Here is a 16298-nt window from a genome sequence, read left to right as displayed (position 1 = left end):
CGGATAATCTTTAACGGATGACGGATTCGCAGGGAGATTGTAAACGGAGTAATGCCCGCTAACAATTGCCTGAAATCCGTCATTCGTCGTTTGGAATTCGTAATTTCCACCCGGTATTCTATTATGAAACATTTCCTGCCCACCGGCGACGAACTCATCATTCGCCCTCCCGAACACAATGATGCAGCAGCGCTGCTGGCCAGTTTCCAGCGCCTGACCCGGGAAACGGATTACCTGCTCTTTACCCGCAGTGAATCCATGGAGCTGGACATTGCGTCTGAAGAGGATTATATCCAGTCTTACACCGATAATCCCAACCAGCTCCTGCTGGTAGCCGTTGTAAAGGACCAGATCATTGGCTCCATCAACGTAAACCACACCGGTTTGCATAAAAAAGCGCATACCGCGGAGATAGGCATTGCCGTGGAAAAGCAATGGAACAATATGGGTATTGGCCGGCGCCTGCTCACCGCCATGCTGCGGTGGACTGAATCGCGCCCCGCACTGCGCCTGATTTACCTGCATGTTTTTTCCACCAATGAAAAAGCCATGCAGCTGTACCGCAATTTCGGCTTCATGGAATGTGGCCGCCTGCCCAATGGCATTATGCAGAAAGACGGCAGTTATGTAGACCTGGTAACCATGTACCTGGAGTTAAAACGCTGACAAGCTGCCCGCAACACCCCGGAGGTGTAGGAATCCTTCTCCCGAAAAACACCTGGAAAATTTCTCCGAATACAATTAATTTTAGTGTCTAAATGAAGCAGTATGGACAGATATGACAGGCAAACAAGACTGGAAGGATTTGGCTCCGCAAAACAGGCATTACTGCAACAGGCAAAAGTGCTGGTAATCGGCGCCGGCGGCCTCGGTGTACCCGTGTTGCAATATCTTACCTCCATGGGAGTCGGGAAAATAGGCGTTGTGGAGCATGATGTTGTTTCCATCACCAACCTGCAACGACAGGTATTATATACTACTGCCGACCAGGGGAAATCCAAGGTAGAACAGGCCGTAAAACGCCTGCAGCAGTTGAATCCGGAGATAACCCATGTGATACACGACACCTGGCTCACTACAGATAATGCACTGGCGCTTTTCCAGGAATACGACGTCATTGTGGATGGTTCAGATAATTTCGGCACCCGCTACCTGGTGAACGACGCCTGTGTAATTACCGGCAAACCACTGGTATACGGCGCCATCTATAAATACGAAGGCCAACTAAGCGTATTTAACTACCAGGAGGGCGCTACCTACCGCTGTATTTTCCCCGAGGCGCCGGAAAGCGGTGAAATGCTCAACTGCAACGACATAGGCGTGCTGGGCGTTTTGCCAGGTATCATCGGCTGTTATATGGCCAATGAAACAGTGAAAGTAATTACCGGTATCGGCACACCGCTGCGCAATCAACTGATGACCATTGATACCCTGAACAATACCCATCTTACCTTTAATATCACCCCGGTAGCAGCCAACCGGGAAATCACGGCGCTGCAGGCAAACTACCAGCAAACAGTTTGTGAACTGGAAGGGGTACAATCTTTATCCGTACAGCAATTAAACGACTGGTTGCAGCGGGATATCCGTTTTATGCTGCTGGATGTGCGGGAAGATGATGAGTGGGAGATCTGTCGTATTCCGCAATCCGTGCATATCCCGATGGGGCGCGTATTACAGCAAATGTCTGCTATCCCTGATGATGTGCCGGTAGCGGTGCTTTGTCATCACGGCATGCGAAGTCGCGCTGTGGCACAACGTTTAACGGAACTGGGCTTTAACCGTATATACAATGTGGAAGGCGGTATTCATGCCTGGGCCAGTGTTATTGATCACCAGATGCAAACCTATTAACCGTGATCCCTGAACTTTGTATCCTCTTTTTTATAGTGGCATTGGCCTACTCTGCTGCAGGTTTTGGCGGCGGTTCCAGCTACCTGGCTATTTTGTCGTTGCCTTTCTGGGCAGTAGATTTTCAGCTGATGAAGTCTACTGCTTTGCTGTGTAATGTAGCAGTGGTGACCGGCGGCGTTTATCATTTTTACAAAAACGGCCACCTGCCTTTAAAAAAAGCGTGGCAGTTGTCGCTGGTAAGCGTGCCGCTGGCTTTTGCGGGCAGTTACTTACCTATGAAGCAGGCTACCTTTTTCCTGTTGCTGGGACTTGCGCTTACGCTGGCGGCGGTGCTGATGTGCTACCGTTTGTTTTTTGAGAAAGAAGAGCCGATTATCCCTGCCAATAAAGGGAATGGTGTAGCGTATGGGATTATTGGCGGCGGTATTGGGTTGCTCTCCGGTATGACGGGAATCGGCGGCGGCATCTATCTTTCGCCCGTGCTGCGTTTGGGCAAATACGACACCGCTAAGAATATTGCGGGGTTGAGCAGTTTTTTTATTCTCGTAAATTCTATTGCCGGTTTATGCGGCCAGGCGGCAAAGCATGCCATTGTGTTTGATGTGAAGTTTGCAGGGCCTTTGCTGCTGGCGGTTATTGCCGGCGGACAAATTGGTGCGCGGCTGAGTGCGAGAGTGTTGAATCCCTGGTGGGTGGCTGGTGCTACGGCGTTGCTGATCCTGTATGCGGGTGTGCAGATGTTGCTGAAGTAAATAGTTAACCACCTATTACCGACATGCTTTCCATATTTTTTTCGGTATGATGCTGTTCTGCTTCGAAGCCATTGGCAAAACGTGCATGGATGGCTGATTGTATGGCCGGCAGCAGAAGATGTTGCTGCAGTTCATCTCTCATCATCTCTTTTACGTTTAACACATCGTTGCCATACAAACATGTTTTCATACTACCGGTAGCGGATATACGAAGACGGTTACAGGTGCCGCAAAAAGTGCGGCTATAAGCGGGAATTACGCCGATATTGCCTTTATGGCCGGGGATGTGATAATTGAGAGAAGTGGAATGTGGCGCATCCGCTATTTTTTGCAGCGTATAATTTTCGCCTATTACAGACAGGATTTTATGATAGTTCCATACGATACCTGAAAACGTATGTCCCTGCCCGTTAAAGGGCATTTCTTCTATAAACCTTACGGACAGTGCATTATCGCGTGTAAGTGCGGTGAAGGCATTGAGTTCATCGGTATTCACGTTTTCCATTACCACGGCGTTGATCTTCACCTCCATGTTGTGTTGCAGCAGGCTTTGCAGGGTGTCCATTACTGCGGAGAACCGGTTGCGCCGGGTGATTTGCAGAAAGCGGTCGGCCTGCAGGGTATCCAGGCTCAGGTTGATATGCGTGATGCCAAGTTGCTGCAAAGCAGAGATATATGCCTGTGTTAAGACGCCATTTGTGGTGATAGCTATTTCGCTGATACCTGGAATGGCTTTTATTTTTTCCAGGAGGGTCATCAGGCCCGGCCGGAGAAAAGGTTCACCACCGGTGATCCTTATTTTAGAGATACCGGCGGTTGCGAGAGTTTGCAGCAGCCGTAAAATTTCATCGTCGGTAAGTAATGCCTTGCGTTGCACAAAATGCATATTTTCCGGCATACAGTAAGTGCAACGGAGGTTACACCGGTCTGTTACCGACAAGCGTACGTAATCTATGATACGATGATGTGCATCTGTTAGCATTTATCAGCAGTTTTTCCCCGCCATCGGATTATCGAATGACTGGCTTTCGTCCTCATTTCTGTCTGTAAGACATTTAAAATCTTTCTCCACCAGGATAGTCAGTGATGATCCATCGGCGTTGGGCAGGATCAGTTCAAAACCTACCTGGTCGGGTGCGTACCAGGCAGCAAGACGGGGAAGCGGGAGCAGCAGGTGTACACCATCGTGTTCCATCTTTATGATGGGATCGGAAATATCTTTTCCCCGGAGGCAGAAATGGAGGGCACCGGCGCCTATATGCGTAATTGATTCCACTTTTCCTGTAGTTTCCAGGAGTTCCACATCCGCTTTATCCAAACGATATCTTATGCTGTTGCCTCTTAACCGTATTTTCATAAAATTGATTTCTGCCGTATTAAAATTACTACTTTATCGGGCTATATTGTAGTTTTAACCAACAATTTACAATGTATGGGCATATTATTGTTTGGAGCAGCAAAAGATATTGCTGGTGTGCCGGTACTGGAGAAACCGGAACATATTACAGATGTAGCCACTTTGAAAGCCTGGTTGTATGAGGTATATCCGTCGTTGCAGCAGCTCCGTTCCGTGATGATAGCGGTAAACCGGACGTACGCGGCTGATACACAGGAGATAAGCGGCCAGGATGAAATTGCGGTGATCCCGCCGGTAAGCGGAGGTTGAGTATAGTTTTCAGTTTTAGTATTTAAGAGATGGAAATATTAATAGATATTAAAGATACCATTACCGTGGAAGAAGCGCTGGCCTTCATCCAGGCGCCGGAATGCGGCGGAGAGGTAATTTTTGCCGGTACCGTGCGTAATCACACCAAACAACGGCCGGTATTAAAATTATTTTACGAATGTTATGAGGCGATGGCTATTTCTGAAATGCAGAAAATAGCGGCGCAGGTAGCGGAAAAATGGGATGTACAGCGCCTGGCCATGCTGCATGCCGTTGGGGATAAGTATCCCGGCGACCTCGCAGTGGTAATAGCAGTGGCTTCTGCTCACCGGGGGATAGCGTTCGACGCCTGTGAATTTGCGATAGACACCCTCAAAGAAACGGTACCTATCTGGAAAAAGGAATTTTTTGCAGATGGTGAAATTGTGTAGTCCTGCAATGATTGAATAATATCCCGTTGCTTATTTCTCCAGGTCCTTCAATGCTTCCGCCTTTTCTTCGGGCGTGTTGGCATTAAACTGTTCTGCTGCATATGGATTTTTAAGAAGGGCGATGCTGTTACTCAGCATGGTTTTCCGCGGGCAGTTTTTCCCGGCGGTTACATTTTCCAACAGCGCAATTAAACCAGCTGGTTCCCATATGGCAATGAGTGGTTCCGGCAAATCGTTGACCGGACTCACAAAAGTGGTAGCCGCTTTGGTGACGTCACGTTGGGTGATAAGCAGTTCCAGGCTTTGTTTACTGAGCAGGGGCAGGTCAACGGCAAGCACCAGCCAGGCTGCTTCCGGTTGCAGCGCGTGTGCGCTCAGCAATCCGGCGGATGGCCCGCCAAAAGGCACCGAATCCGGTACCAGGTTAGGGTAACCGGCAAAATGTTCCTGCTGATCGCCACGGCAGGAAATGTATACTTCCGGCAGCAACGATTGCAGTAAAGTAACCAGGTATTGCCATTGAGGCATCCCATGATAGTTAATGCTGCTTTTATCTTCCTGCATGCGGGTGCTGAAGCCGCCGCAGAGCACCAGTCCTTTCAGTGGCGCTTTATTACCGGTTATAGTCATGTTTGCCGCCTGTTTTGCTGATGAGTTTTGTTTCCCGGATAACCATATCCTGGGTAAGCGCTTTGCACATATCGTAAATGGTCAATGCCGCCACGCTGGCGCCGGTGAGGGCTTCCATTTCCACGCCTGTTTTACCGTTGGTTTTTACGGTGCAGCGGATAATGGCTTCTTCTCCTTGGAGGTGGATCTGTACATCGCAACCATCCAGCAGTAAGGTATGACAAAGCGGGATGAGTTCCGGTGTTTTTTTCGCGGCCATAATACCGGCGATGATAGCGGTTTGAAACACGCCACCTTTGCGGGTTTGGATGTCCTGTCCCTGGAACTGGTCGCGTATCACCTGCGGGAGGTAAACACGGCTCTCGGCAACGGCTATACGATAAGTATCCAGTTTGCCGCTGATGTCGACCATTGCAGGCTGGCCGCTCTCGTTCAGATGTGAAAAAGCATTACTTGATTCATTGGACATAAAAGCATAAATTTAAACAAGTTCACCTGATACAAAAGTAATTCAAAATGATGTTGACTGTTGCTGCTGCATTTGAGGCTGTGATGCAAACTGTGCGGGACCCCGGTACTGAAATGGTACCGTTTGAATCCGCTGCCGGCCGTATTTTGCGGGAGCCTGTACTGGCCGACAGGCCCTTTCCGCCATTTGACCGTGTAACGATGGACGGTATTGCTGTTAACTACGACAGCTTTGCCCGCGGGCAGCATATTTTTGGCGTGGAAGATGTACAGGCTGCAGGCACTCCGCAGCTGCAGCTTTCCAATACTGCCAATTGTATAGAAGTGATGACCGGCGCCATTTTACCGGAAATGACAGATACCGTTGTTCAGTATGAACACCTTACACCTTCGGAACACGAAGGGTTCCGGCGTTTTACTATTCAGGGCGCCGTGAAGAAGGGACAGAATATTCATAAAAAAGGTTCAGATGTGGATGCCGGCACGGTGCTGATTAAACCCGGTACCCGTATTGGCCCGGCTGAAGCCGGTGTGCTGGCCACAGTGGGCCAGACCATAGTAGAAGTAAGCAAACTTCCGCGGGTGGTGGTAATTGCTACAGGGGATGAACTGGTAGCGGTACACGAAACGCCAGAGCCCCACCAGGTGCGCATTTCCAATGTATACAGCCTGTTGGCCTCACTGGCAGAAATGGGTGTTCCTGCCCGTTATGTACACCTCCTGGACGATGAAGCAGCCATGAAAGACCAGCTCCAGCCACTGCTGGACGAAACCGATATTTGGATCAGCTCCGGTGCGGTAAGTGCAGGCATGTTTGACTACCTGCCTGCTGTGCTGCAACAGCTGGGAATGCAACAGGTATTTCACAAAGTACAGCAGCGGCCGGGCAAGCCGTTCCTGTTTGGTACTTTTAATGACGGTCCCGTTGTGTTTGCCTTACCCGGCAACCCCGTATCGGGCTTTATGTGTTTTTACAGGTACATTCACGCGTGGATACAATCCGCTATGGGAGCGGCCTTACCGGAGCCTTGTTACGCACAGCTATCGGAGAAAGTTATTTTCGATGCAGCCCTGGAATATTATTTGCCGGTAAAGCTGCAATCACAACCCAATGGCGTGCTGCTGGCCATACCGCAGCCCTACCAGGGTTCGGGCGATCTGGCCAGTTTGCTTAAAGCAGATGCTTTTCTCACCCTGCCATTGGAAGAAAGTGTTTTTGAGAAAGGAAGCAGTTACCAGGTGTGGAGGTTCCGTTAACAACCGTTCCCGGTAATTATTTCTGTGAGAAGCCTTTCATTGGTTAAACCCGTTCTGCATTTGATAGTCTCATCATAAATTAATGCTTATGGCTGAAGTTGCCCGTAAAATTCAGATGCAACATCTCGCCTGGCGCGCTGGCTTTGGAGAAACCCTCCCCGTGATCTCTCACTGGGAAAGCAAAAGGCGGGAAAAAATTGTGAATAAGATACTTATCGGCCCTGCAAGAGCGTCAGTTACTTCTGTGGATGTAGTAGCCGCAGATGATCTTCCGGATTACCGGAAGCAGAAAACGATGACGCCGGAGGAAAAGAAAAGTGTGCGGCAAATGAATGACCAGGGCATTAAAGACCTGAATGTATCCTGGGTAAATGCCATGGTGCAGAGCGAGCATCCTCTCCGCGAAAAAATGAGTCTTTTCTGGCATGGGCATTTCGCCTGCCGTACGCAAAATGTATTATTTAATCAGCAGTTGTTGTCGGTGGTCCGTGAAAATGCACTCGGCAATTTTGGAGATCTGCTCGGTGCGGTATCTAAAAGCCCGGCTATGCTGCAATTTCTTAATAATCAGCAGAACCGTAAACAACATCCCAACGAAAATTTTGCCCGCGAAGTGATGGAACTGTTCACGATGGGAAGAGGCAATTATTCCGAACAGGATGTGAAAGAAGCGGCAAGAGCCTTTACCGGATGGGGCTTTGATGAAACAGGCGCTTTTGTTTTCCGGCAAAAACAGCACGACGAAGGCGTGAAAAATTTCCTGGGCAAACAGGGAAATTTTAATGGAGATGATGTACTGAAAATACTTTTGGAGCAACGGCATACCGCCAGGTTCATTACCGCAAAAATATATCAGTATTTTGTGTCTGAAACCCCTGATGAAGCACGTATCACCGCGCTGTCGGAAAAGTTTTACCAGTCGGGTTACAACATCAAATCCCTGATGCGGGAAATATTTATGGCCGACTGGTTTTACAGTCCCGATATCATCGGCAACCGGATAAAATCGCCCGTGGAATTGCTGGCAGGCATCCGCAGAACTATTCCCATGACGTTTGAAAAGGAAGAAGTGATGTTGTTGTTTCAGCGGGTATTGGGTCAGCTGCTTTTTTATCCGCCTAATGTAGCCGGCTGGCCTGGCGGGCGGAACTGGATCGACAGCTCCAGCCTGATGTTCCGGCTACGTGTGCCCCAGGTGATATTATACTCGCAGGCGTTTAATGTGAAGCCTAAAGAGCTGACTCCTGAAATGGGCGAAGGCGCTAACTATAAAATGACGCTGCAGATCAATGATTTCCTGAAGCGGCAATTCGCAAAGAAGGTGAACGCAAATATAAACTGGGACCCTTATGTGGCCGGCTACGAAAAGGTACCAAGAGAGCGGCTCGCCGATGAAATTGCCGGTGTTTTGTTACAGCAGCCCGGCAATATAAGCCGTCAGCTGCTGGAAAAATATGCTGATAGCAGCAGCCGGGAAAACTATATTAAAACGGTAACAATTGATGTGATGAGTACACCGGAATATCAATTGTGTTAACTACTAACCGCTAAAAGTTATGCTATGCTGATTCTCAACAGGCGTCGTTTTTTACAGGTGGGTTCACTGGCTTCTGCCGCGGTGATGATGCCGAAATTCCTGAAAGCCCTGGAAAGAGGGCATCTGGCGCCCCCGGGCAACAAAGTACTGGTGATCATCCAGCTATCCGGCGGTAACGACGGATTGAATACAGTTATTCCCTATCGCAACGATATTTATTATAAGGCGCGCCCGGCGCTGGGCATAAAAAAGGAAGCAGCCCTTTCCCTGAATGACGACCTGGGAATACACCCTGCGCTGAAAGGATTAAAGGCCCTGTATGATGACGGCGCACTGGGTATTCTCAATAACGTAGGCTATCCTAACCCCGACCGCTCGCATTTCCGCTCCATGGATATCTGGCATTCGGCGAGCCAGTCGAACGAGTACTGGTCGGATGGCTGGATAGGCCGTTATCTCGACGCCCAATGCAAGGGATGCGATAAACCAACACAGGCGCTGGAAATAGATGATACCCTGAGCCTGGCGCTGAAAGGCGACAGCGACAAGGGTCTTGCCATGACAGACCCTGCAAGGCTTTACGGCACCAGTAATGATAAATATTTTGCGGAGCTTTTAAAGCAGCATACCACAGATAACGATCATCATAATAATGCGGATTACCTGTACAAAACGATGGGTGAAACCATTTCTTCCGCAGCCTATATCCAGCAACAGTTTAAAACATATAAGTCTTCTGCCCCCTATCCCAATACAGAGCTGGGAAGGAACCTGCGCACCATTGCCAACCTGGTGATGTCGGATATCAATACCAAAGTATATTATGTGTCGCATGGCAGTTTTGATACCCATGTAAACCAGCAGGACCAGCAAGCCCGTTTATTTGGCCAGCTGAGCGATGCGTTAACAGTATTTACAGATGACCTGAAAGCGAATCATCGTTTTGAAGATGTGGTAGTAATGACTTTCTCTGAATTTGGAAGAAGAGTAAGTCAGAACGCCAGTGGAGGTACTGATCATGGCACCGCGAATAATATGTTCCTGGTGGGCGGCAGTTTAAAGCAACCCGGACTTATCAACGATGGTCCAGACCTGCTTAACCTGAAAGACGGGGACCTGCAATACCAGGTTGACTTCAAAAGCGTGTACGCCACGCTGCTATCCAACTGGCTGGGCGCTGATGACAAGGCGGTGCTGAAGGCAACGTACCCACATTTGTCGTTTGTTTAGCGCCTTCGGCGCTTTTAAATTGTCTTGGAGCACTGATTACGCTGATTATACTGATTGGCTTGATTGGCTTGATTTGATTACGTTTGATTTTAATTTTTGAATTTATAAGATAAAGGGAGATAAATGCGGATATCGCTTTTATCTCCCTTTATCATCTTATAAAAAATCAAAAAAATCAAACGTAATCAAATCAAGCCAATCAGTATAATCAGCGTAATCAGTGCTCCAAGACAATTTAAAATCGCCGAAGGCGATCCCTCCGCCTACTGGCCCTGCTGACTAATCATCGCTCTGAACGCGCCGTTTTTGGTAACGCGTGTTCCGCCAGCGCCGCTGGCGTCTTTGAGTGTTCCGGAAAAGGTTCCTTCTACGTTGAGGTTGTCTATGTGGGTGATGGTGATTTGAAAATCAGTGCTTCCTGCAGAGGTGAGGTTGGTGTAGTAAGTGCTGTTGAGGGCAATCAGTAAACCGTTTCCTTTCTGGGTAGCGGGATATACGCCTGGTTTGAAGGGCATGGATGCGGTAGCTAAGCTAAAGGTGATCACATCCCCGTTATAGCTCTGGCCGGTGATTTCCATAGTAGGATAATCATTGTCCGGGTTTTCATCCGTAAGATTTGGCAGGGTGATAATGCCTTTTGGATTTTCTGAAAGATAAACCCGGTCGTCCAGCTTCAATGATATAAATCTGCGTTGGCGGCTATCATCTTTATCCTTGCCGCAGGAGATGCCCAGTAAAACAATGGCGCTGAGCATTGCGGTAACTAATATGCGCATAGGTTATATTATAATCAGTTTTAATTAATCCCCGGCTAAATTAAACATTTAAAAAATAAAAACGGATGCCGGTAATGGATTGTTACACCCTGTTACCGGCATCGGTATTGATCTTGAAAAGTTGGATCTAGGCTTTGCGGGCGGTGCGGTACAGGTACCAGCCCATAAACGCAAAAAAGGCGCATCCTATTATGTAATACCCACCCGGCCCGAGGATATTTGTGAGCAGCTGTTGGCTATTGAGTTTGGCAAGAATGACGGCCGACCAGTCGAAACCTGCGAGGATGGCGATGATCACGCCGGCAACGGCGCCCCCGGCCACAAGACCTGTAGCAAAAAGGTTGCCTTTGCCCAGTTCTTCTTCCTCCGGAGATAATTTTTTATTGGCTTTCTTTTGTTTGTGATCAACCACACCACGGATAGCGCCGCCAACAAAGATGGGCAGTGTAGTGGACAATGGAAGATACGCGCCTACTGCGAAGGAGAGCGAATTAATATTACATAGTTCCATCGTTATCGCCAGAAACACACCCACCAATACAAATTGCCAGTCGAGGTTAAATGAAAGGATACCTTTCGCCAGTGTAGCCATGAGCGTGCCTTGCGGGGCAGGATAGTATGCGCTGCCGATTGCGTGTTCAGTAACCCCGTGCGCAATCATATCTGCCGTAGGCTTATCCAGGAACTTCACTGTTAAACCTATCATCACAGACGATACAATGGCGCCAATGAACAGTGCTATTTGCTGGTACATGGGCGTTGCGCCTACGATGTAGCCTGATTTCAGGTCCTGGGAAGTACCGCCGGCATTGGCCGCTGCAATGCAGATCATACCGCCTACCACCAGGGCCATTGGTTCATATAATTTGCCGGTCCAGCCTACTGCGATGAATACCAGGCAGGTGCCCATCAGTGTGGCGATGGTCATACCGGAAATAGGATTATTGGAAGAGCCGATGAGGCCCACAATGCGGCTGGATACGGTAACGAAGAAGGCGCCGAACACCACTACCAGCAGACCTACCAGTAATTTTTTGCCGATAGAATCACCTGGAAGCTGTGGTAAGAAAGCCATCAGCAGGATGAGGGCAAGGCTGCCGAACAGCACTACTTTCAAACTGAGGTCTCTTTCTGTTCTGGGTACATTTCCTTTCTCATCTGTATTGCCCGAGCCATCTTTGATAGCGCCGATACTTCCTTTGAAAGAAGAAATGATAGTAGGGATGGTTTTCAGCAGGGTGATGAAACCGCCTGCTGCTACTGCTCCGGCACCGATTTGTCTTACGTATGCATAATAAACAGCGGAAGAATAATCTGCAAAAGTATGGGTGAGCGGGTTCCAGTCGCCCTGCCCGCCCGGTGTTTGCAAATTAGCGAGGTAGCCTATTTTGACCAGCTGGGTGGCGATCACATCTGCCGGCAGCAATGATGCGAGCAAAGGAATGAGTGCCAGCCACGACAGTACGCCGCCGGCTACCAGTACTCCGGCAATGCGTGGTCCGATGATATAACCAACGCCCATATACTCCGGGGTGATATCGGCGCTGAGTTTGGCGGAAGGGAAAAATTTACTGGCCTGTTTGGTCATGTATTCCGGTGTTTCGGCAATCACATGCAGAATCTTTTGAAGGATGGCATAGGCAAAAGCAAAGCCCAGCCCGTAGAAGGCGGTTTTGGCAAAGTCGCCGCCTTTCTCTCCTGCTATCAGCACATCACCGCAGGCGGTGCCTTCAGGATAAGGCAGGGTTTTATGTTCTTTTACGATCAGTGATTTTCTCAGCGGGATCATCATCAGCGTACCGAGGATACCACCGAAGATGGCCAGGATGAGGATGGTAAAGTAATTAAAGAACTGTGTGCCGCCGCCGTCACTGAGGAACAGGAATCCCGGCAGGGTGAATACCACGCCTGCAGCGATGGATTCGCCGGCAGACCCGGTCGTTTGGATGATGTTGTTTTCGAGAATGGTGGTCTTGAAAAATTTTCTTCCTAAGGTAATAGCGATAACGGCAATAGGAATGGAAGCAGAAACGGTAAGACCTGCTTTCAGCGCCAGGTACACGGTGGCAGCACCGAAGATGATACCGAAGATACAGCCGAGCAAAATGGATTTCAGCGTAAATTCTTTCATTTGTACGCCGGGTGAAACAAAGGGTTTGAAGTTGTTATCGGACATAAGATCGTTTATGGATTTACAGGTAGAGATGTTATAAGCAATGAATTTACTTTTAAAAAAGGAAAGGAGGAAAGTTATCAGCTTTCCTCCTTTCCTTTTTGTAATAAGGTTGACTTACCTGATACCGTGCATCCATTTTTTCAGGAAGCTGGTAGACAGGAACAGCAGCACCGCTGCGGCGCCTGGCAGGATTACAAACACCATGAAAAACTCATAGAGGTTGTGGATGGTGAAGCCTGCGAAGGTTGGGTAATGTGTAGCCAGTTTAAGTTCCTGTAATTTATCCATTTGCTGTGCGGTAGCGGTGATGGTACCATCCAGGATGCCTTTCAGGTCGATACCGTTATCGGTAGCGAGTTTGTATTTATCCAGGGTTGGAGGCAGCAATGCGCCCAGGGTGCCGGCCAGTGCATAACCGGCGGCATTGGCGAGGAACCATACTCCCATGAGCAGGGAGGAGAAACGGTGAGGCGCCAGTTTGGATACCAGTGACAAGCCTATCGGAGACAGGCATAATTCGCCGAGGGTATGGAAAAGGTACATCAGGATCAACCAGCTTACGCCCAGTTTCTCATTAGGTCCGAGATTTTTCATTTGTATGGCGATGATAAAAAATCCGAGCGCCAGTAATGCCAATCCAAGTGATTGTTTCATCGGGGAGATCGGCTCCAGGTTGCGTTGCTGTAATTTGAGCCATAACCAGCTGAAGGGCAATGCAAATACGATGATGAAAATAGAGTTGGCGTTTTGAACGAAGGAAGGAGGCATATCCCAGCCGAAGAGGCGGCGATCTGTCTGGTAATCAGCTACAAAGGTAAGGGAGGAACCGGCTTGTTCGAAGCAGGCCCAGAAGAAGATCACGAAAAAGGCCACGAAGTAGATAACGGTGATCTGTTGTCTTTCTACATTGGTAATAGATTTATCGGTAAGGATCAGTACAGCGAGGCTGATACCGGCTGCATATATAAAAGGATACACCCATGATTTGATGGGGTTGGGATCGAGCGACAGGTAGTGGATACCGAAAAACAGTACCACCATTAACACCAGTACACCGAGGATAGCGCTGGTAGTAAATTTGGCTTTATCGGCTTCGCCGGTTACGGCAGAAACTTTGGAGAAATCCGGTTTGGCGCCGATAGCTTCACCGGTTGGTTTTACCACGTATTTATCTTTCAGGAAGAAGAACAGGATGGTTCCGGTGAACATGGCTATACTGGCGGCGAGGAAGCCCCATTTGAAAGCGCTGACCATTCTCACGCCGTCTACTTTCACGTCGCCGAGGATAGGGCAAATGAGCATGCCGAGGAAGGCGCCCATGTTGATACCCATATAAAAGATGGTGAAAGCGGAATCGAGGCGGCCGTCGTTTTTCGGATACAGCTGGCCCACCATAGAAGAGATGTTGGGTTTAAAGAAGCCGTTACCAAAGATGATGATGAAAAGGGCGAGCCAAACGATGGTTTTGGCTGTTTCCACATTGGAGGCATAGATGGTGGCGCTGAGGACCATGAGGAGCTGGCCAACGCCCATTATAAAACCGCCTAATATGATACAGTTCCTGTTACCGAGATACCTGTCGGATATGTATCCTCCCAGCATGGGGGTGAGATAACATAAGCCGAGAAAGCCCCCGTAAATGATAGAGGAATCTGCTTCAGAGAAAGCCAGTGCATTTACCAGGAAGAGCGTAAGTAACGCCCGCATACCATAAAAATTAAACCGTTCCCACATTTCCGTGGCAAATAATACTGAGAGCCCTTTAGGGTGGCCCTTCTCAGAGGCAATAGGGGACTCTTGTGCAACAGTAGTTTGCATCATAAATTGGTTAGTTTTAGCAATAGTTGTTTCAGATTTCGTGAACCTTTAAATATGGCAAGTTAAATAAAATCGTTAATCTGCGTAAAAAAATGGTATAAATGCTCATTTTTTGCGGTTTTTTGATCTTTCTTTGCACTTTCTTTCGCATCTGCATTTATTAGGCAATTCATATGAACATACTATTACTTGGAAGTGGTGGCCGGGAACACGCACTGGCCCTTAAAATGTCACAAAGCACCCTTTGCGGTCAACTATTTATAGCACCGGGTAATGCTGGTACCGCTCAATGCGGCACGAACGTTAACATGGGTGTAAGTGAATTTGATAAGATAAAGACCTTTTGCCTGGATAATGCGATAGACCTGGTATTGCCCGGATCTGAAGAGGCCCTGGTAAACGGGATCTATGATTTCTTTCAGAAAGATGAACTGTTACAGCATATCCCGGTACTGGGTCCTTCAAAGGAAGGCGCCCAGCTGGAAGGCAGTAAGGCTTATGCCAAGCTGTTTATGCAGCGGAACAATATACCTACTGCTGCTTACCGTGAATTCAGTGAAAAGAATTATGAGGAAGGGCTGGCCTATCTTCAGCAGCACTCCTTACCAATTGTATTAAAGGCCGATGGCCTGGCGGCAGGTAAGGGTGTGGTGATAGCAACTTCTTATGAAGAGGCGGCCGAGGAGTTTGAGCAGATGATCAAATCAGCCAAGTTTGGCGATGCCAGTAAAACGGTAGTAGTGGAGCAGTTCCTGACGGGTATTGAGTTGTCTGTATTTGCGATCACCGATGGTCATACCTATAAGATATTACCGGAAGCAAAGGATTATAAAAGGATTGGAGAAGGTGACCTTGGGTTGAATACCGGTGGTATGGGTGCGGTGTCGCCGGTACCGTTTGCCGATGCAGCGTTTATGAAAAAAGTGGAGGATGAAGTGATCCGGCCCACGATAGCAGGCCTTTCCAAGGAAGGTATTGTGTATCATGGCTTTGTGTTTTTTGGCCTGATTAATGTAGAGGGTTCGCCCTTTGTAATTGAATACAACTGCCGTATGGGCGATCCGGAAACGGAAGTTGTGATGCCACGTTTGAAGAATGATGCGTTGGAACTGTTTACTGCAGTAATGACCGGCAAACTGAGCGGGCAAACGATTTACGCCGACGAGCGTGCCGCTGCTACGGTGATGCTGGTATCAAAAGGATATCCCGAAGCATACGAAAAGAATAAGGTGATCCATGGAATTCCGGCGCCTACCCGCGACCAGATCGTGTTTCATGCCGGTACACGGCAGGAAGGCGATGAGGTGCTGACCAACGGCGGCCGGGTATTAGCCATTACTTCACTGGCGTCTGACCTGTCGATGGCACTGGCTCATTCTGTACAAACAGCGGAGCAGATTGCATTTGATGGTAAGGTATACCGCAGGGATATCGGGTACGAATTTGTTTAGACGTTAGCCGGAGTTAATTTACAGTAGGGAGGACTGGTACAGGACAATTGAGAAGCGGGACTTGTAAAGGCACAATTTTAGGCAGTAGGAACAATTAAAACGGGGTTATCCCGTTCATCTGGTCGGAGCATAAAGAGAGCAGTTACTATGCCGTTTGTACAACAAATAACTTTTTTTAATATTTAGCTGTATTATTGCAAGAATATCCATTTTTTGCATCGTATATTCGTTGGAATTATTCATTTTTGCATT

Annotated in this window: 16 protein-coding genes; 9 read left to right on the top strand and 7 right to left on the bottom strand. The window is 48.4% G+C overall.

What is annotated here, in order from left to right; genetic code table 11:
- Positions 1-123: 123 nt before the first annotated feature.
- From QFZ48_RS08425 to QFZ48_RS08415, 3 genes are all read left to right on the top strand, one after another.
- Complete coding sequence (locus QFZ48_RS08425; RefSeq protein WP_429061942.1) at positions 124-666, top strand: N-acetyltransferase family protein; 543 nt, start codon at positions 124-126, stop codon at positions 664-666.
- Positions 667-768: 102 nt separating this feature from the next.
- Positions 769-1854, top strand: a complete 1086-nt coding sequence (locus tag QFZ48_RS08420; protein WP_429061941.1) for a ThiF family adenylyltransferase — start codon at positions 769-771, stop codon at positions 1852-1854.
- A gap of 2 nt (positions 1855-1856) precedes the next feature.
- Positions 1857-2606 carry a sulfite exporter TauE/SafE family protein gene (locus QFZ48_RS08415; RefSeq protein ID WP_429061940.1) on the top strand — a complete coding sequence of 250 codons (750 nt, stop codon included), beginning with the start codon at positions 1857-1859 and terminating at the stop codon, positions 2604-2606.
- Positions 2607-2610: 4 nt separating this feature from the next.
- On the opposite strand, the gene moaA is transcribed toward QFZ48_RS08415, so the two are convergent.
- Together moaA and QFZ48_RS08405 are read right to left on the bottom strand one after the other, a co-directional pair.
- On the bottom strand, positions 2611-3588 hold the full coding sequence (gene moaA / locus QFZ48_RS08410; RefSeq protein WP_429061938.1) for a GTP 3',8-cyclase MoaA: 978 nt from the start codon (positions 3586-3588) through the stop codon (positions 2611-2613).
- A 3-nt stretch (positions 3589-3591) separates the two neighbouring features.
- The gene (locus QFZ48_RS08405; RefSeq protein WP_429061936.1) at positions 3592-3963 is read right to left on the bottom strand and encodes a DUF7009 family protein; all 372 of its coding nucleotides are present in this window, start codon (positions 3961-3963) and stop codon (positions 3592-3594) included.
- Positions 3964-4038: 75 nt separating this feature from the next.
- Between QFZ48_RS08405 and moaD the strand changes: the two genes are divergently transcribed.
- Both moaD and QFZ48_RS08395 read left to right on the top strand, forming a co-directional pair.
- Entirely contained in the window at positions 4039-4272 is a 234-nt protein-coding gene (moaD, locus tag QFZ48_RS08400) for a molybdopterin converting factor subunit 1 (protein WP_370911160.1), read from the top strand.
- A 29-nt stretch (positions 4273-4301) separates the two neighbouring features.
- A complete protein-coding gene (locus QFZ48_RS08395; protein WP_370911159.1) occupies positions 4302-4703 on the top strand; it encodes a molybdenum cofactor biosynthesis protein MoaE in 402 nt (133 codons plus the stop codon).
- Positions 4704-4733: 30 nt separating this feature from the next.
- Here the strand turns inward: QFZ48_RS08395 and QFZ48_RS08390 are convergent, their stop codons facing one another.
- Positions 4734-5333: an NTP transferase domain-containing protein gene (locus QFZ48_RS08390; RefSeq protein ID WP_429061934.1), complete on the bottom strand. Its 600-nt coding sequence runs from the start codon at positions 5331-5333 to the stop codon at positions 4734-4736.
- Entirely contained in the window at positions 5317-5802 is a 486-nt protein-coding gene (moaC, locus tag QFZ48_RS08385) for a cyclic pyranopterin monophosphate synthase MoaC (protein WP_429061932.1), read from the bottom strand. Before moaC ends, QFZ48_RS08390 begins: the two co-directional genes overlap by 17 nt.
- A 47-nt stretch (positions 5803-5849) precedes the next feature.
- Between moaC and QFZ48_RS08380 the strand changes: the two genes are divergently transcribed.
- The 3 genes from QFZ48_RS08380 (at position 5850) to QFZ48_RS08370 (ending at position 9825) form a co-directional block, all read left to right on the top strand.
- A complete protein-coding gene (locus QFZ48_RS08380; RefSeq protein WP_429061931.1) occupies positions 5850-7058 on the top strand; it encodes a molybdopterin molybdotransferase MoeA in 1209 nt (402 codons plus the stop codon).
- Positions 7059-7146: 88 nt separating this feature from the next.
- Positions 7147-8595: a DUF1800 domain-containing protein gene (locus QFZ48_RS08375; RefSeq protein ID WP_429044095.1), complete on the top strand. Its 1449-nt coding sequence runs from the start codon at positions 7147-7149 to the stop codon at positions 8593-8595.
- Between the two features lie 24 nt (positions 8596-8619).
- Positions 8620-9825, top strand: coding sequence for a DUF1501 domain-containing protein (locus tag QFZ48_RS08370; RefSeq protein WP_429061930.1), 1206 nt, complete (start codon positions 8620-8622; stop codon positions 9823-9825).
- Between the two features lie 263 nt (positions 9826-10088).
- Here the strand turns inward: QFZ48_RS08370 and QFZ48_RS08365 are convergent, their stop codons facing one another.
- From QFZ48_RS08365 to QFZ48_RS08355, 3 genes are all read right to left on the bottom strand, one after another.
- Positions 10089-10601 (bottom strand): hypothetical protein, encoded by a 513-nt coding sequence (locus QFZ48_RS08365; protein ID WP_370911153.1) that lies wholly within the window; start codon positions 10599-10601, stop codon positions 10089-10091.
- A gap of 127 nt (positions 10602-10728) precedes the next feature.
- On the bottom strand, positions 10729-12777 hold the full coding sequence (locus tag QFZ48_RS08360) for an OPT family oligopeptide transporter (protein WP_429061929.1): 2049 nt from the start codon (positions 12775-12777) through the stop codon (positions 10729-10731).
- Positions 12778-12891: 114 nt separating this feature from the next.
- Positions 12892-14598, bottom strand: coding sequence for a peptide MFS transporter (locus tag QFZ48_RS08355; RefSeq protein WP_429061928.1), 1707 nt, complete (start codon positions 14596-14598; stop codon positions 12892-12894).
- Between the two features lie 170 nt (positions 14599-14768).
- On the opposite strand from QFZ48_RS08355, the gene purD reads away from it, so the two are divergent.
- Positions 14769-16046, top strand: coding sequence for a phosphoribosylamine--glycine ligase (gene purD / locus QFZ48_RS08350; protein ID WP_429044107.1), 1278 nt, complete (start codon positions 14769-14771; stop codon positions 16044-16046).
- The last annotated feature ends 252 nt before the right edge of the window (positions 16047-16298 follow it).

Origin of the sequence: Chitinophaga sp. W2I13, from assembly GCF_050434005.1 — a bacterium.
Lineage (GTDB): Bacteria > Bacteroidota > Bacteroidia > Chitinophagales > Chitinophagaceae > Chitinophaga.
The sequence above is the reverse complement of the archived record's forward strand: the minus strand, read 5'-3'. Positions and strand labels throughout refer to the sequence as shown.

Bases quoted from the DNA above. Each gene is read 5' to 3' on its own strand.
- QFZ48_RS08425 (WP_429061942.1), top strand. From the start codon at position 124: ATGAAACATTTCCTGCCCACCGGCGACGAACTCATCATTCGCCCTCCC.
- QFZ48_RS08420 (WP_429061941.1), top strand. From the start codon at position 769: ATGGACAGATATGACAGGCAAACAAGACTGGAAGGATTTGGCTCCGCA.
- moaA (WP_429061938.1), bottom strand. From the start codon at position 3,588: ATGCTAACAGATGCACATCATCGTATCATAGATTACGTACGCTTGTCG.
- QFZ48_RS08405 (WP_429061936.1), bottom strand. From the start codon at position 3,963: ATGAAAATACGGTTAAGAGGCAACAGCATAAGATATCGTTTGGATAAA.
- moaD (WP_370911160.1), top strand. From the start codon at position 4,039: ATGGGCATATTATTGTTTGGAGCAGCAAAAGATATTGCTGGTGTGCCG.
- QFZ48_RS08395 (WP_370911159.1), top strand. From the start codon at position 4,302: ATGGAAATATTAATAGATATTAAAGATACCATTACCGTGGAAGAAGCG.
- QFZ48_RS08390 (WP_429061934.1), bottom strand. From the start codon at position 5,333: ATGACTATAACCGGTAATAAAGCGCCACTGAAAGGACTGGTGCTCTGC.
- moaC (WP_429061932.1), bottom strand. From the start codon at position 5,802: ATGTCCAATGAATCAAGTAATGCTTTTTCACATCTGAACGAGAGCGGC.
- QFZ48_RS08380 (WP_429061931.1), top strand. From the start codon at position 5,850: ATGATGTTGACTGTTGCTGCTGCATTTGAGGCTGTGATGCAAACTGTG.
- QFZ48_RS08375 (WP_429044095.1), top strand. From the start codon at position 7,147: ATGGCTGAAGTTGCCCGTAAAATTCAGATGCAACATCTCGCCTGGCGC.
- QFZ48_RS08370 (WP_429061930.1), top strand. From the start codon at position 8,620: ATGCTGATTCTCAACAGGCGTCGTTTTTTACAGGTGGGTTCACTGGCT.
- QFZ48_RS08365 (WP_370911153.1), bottom strand. From the start codon at position 10,601: ATGCGCATATTAGTTACCGCAATGCTCAGCGCCATTGTTTTACTGGGC.
- QFZ48_RS08360 (WP_429061929.1), bottom strand. From the start codon at position 12,777: ATGTCCGATAACAACTTCAAACCCTTTGTTTCACCCGGCGTACAAATG.
- QFZ48_RS08355 (WP_429061928.1), bottom strand. From the start codon at position 14,598: ATGATGCAAACTACTGTTGCACAAGAGTCCCCTATTGCCTCTGAGAAG.
- purD (WP_429044107.1), top strand. From the start codon at position 14,769: ATGAACATACTATTACTTGGAAGTGGTGGCCGGGAACACGCACTGGCC.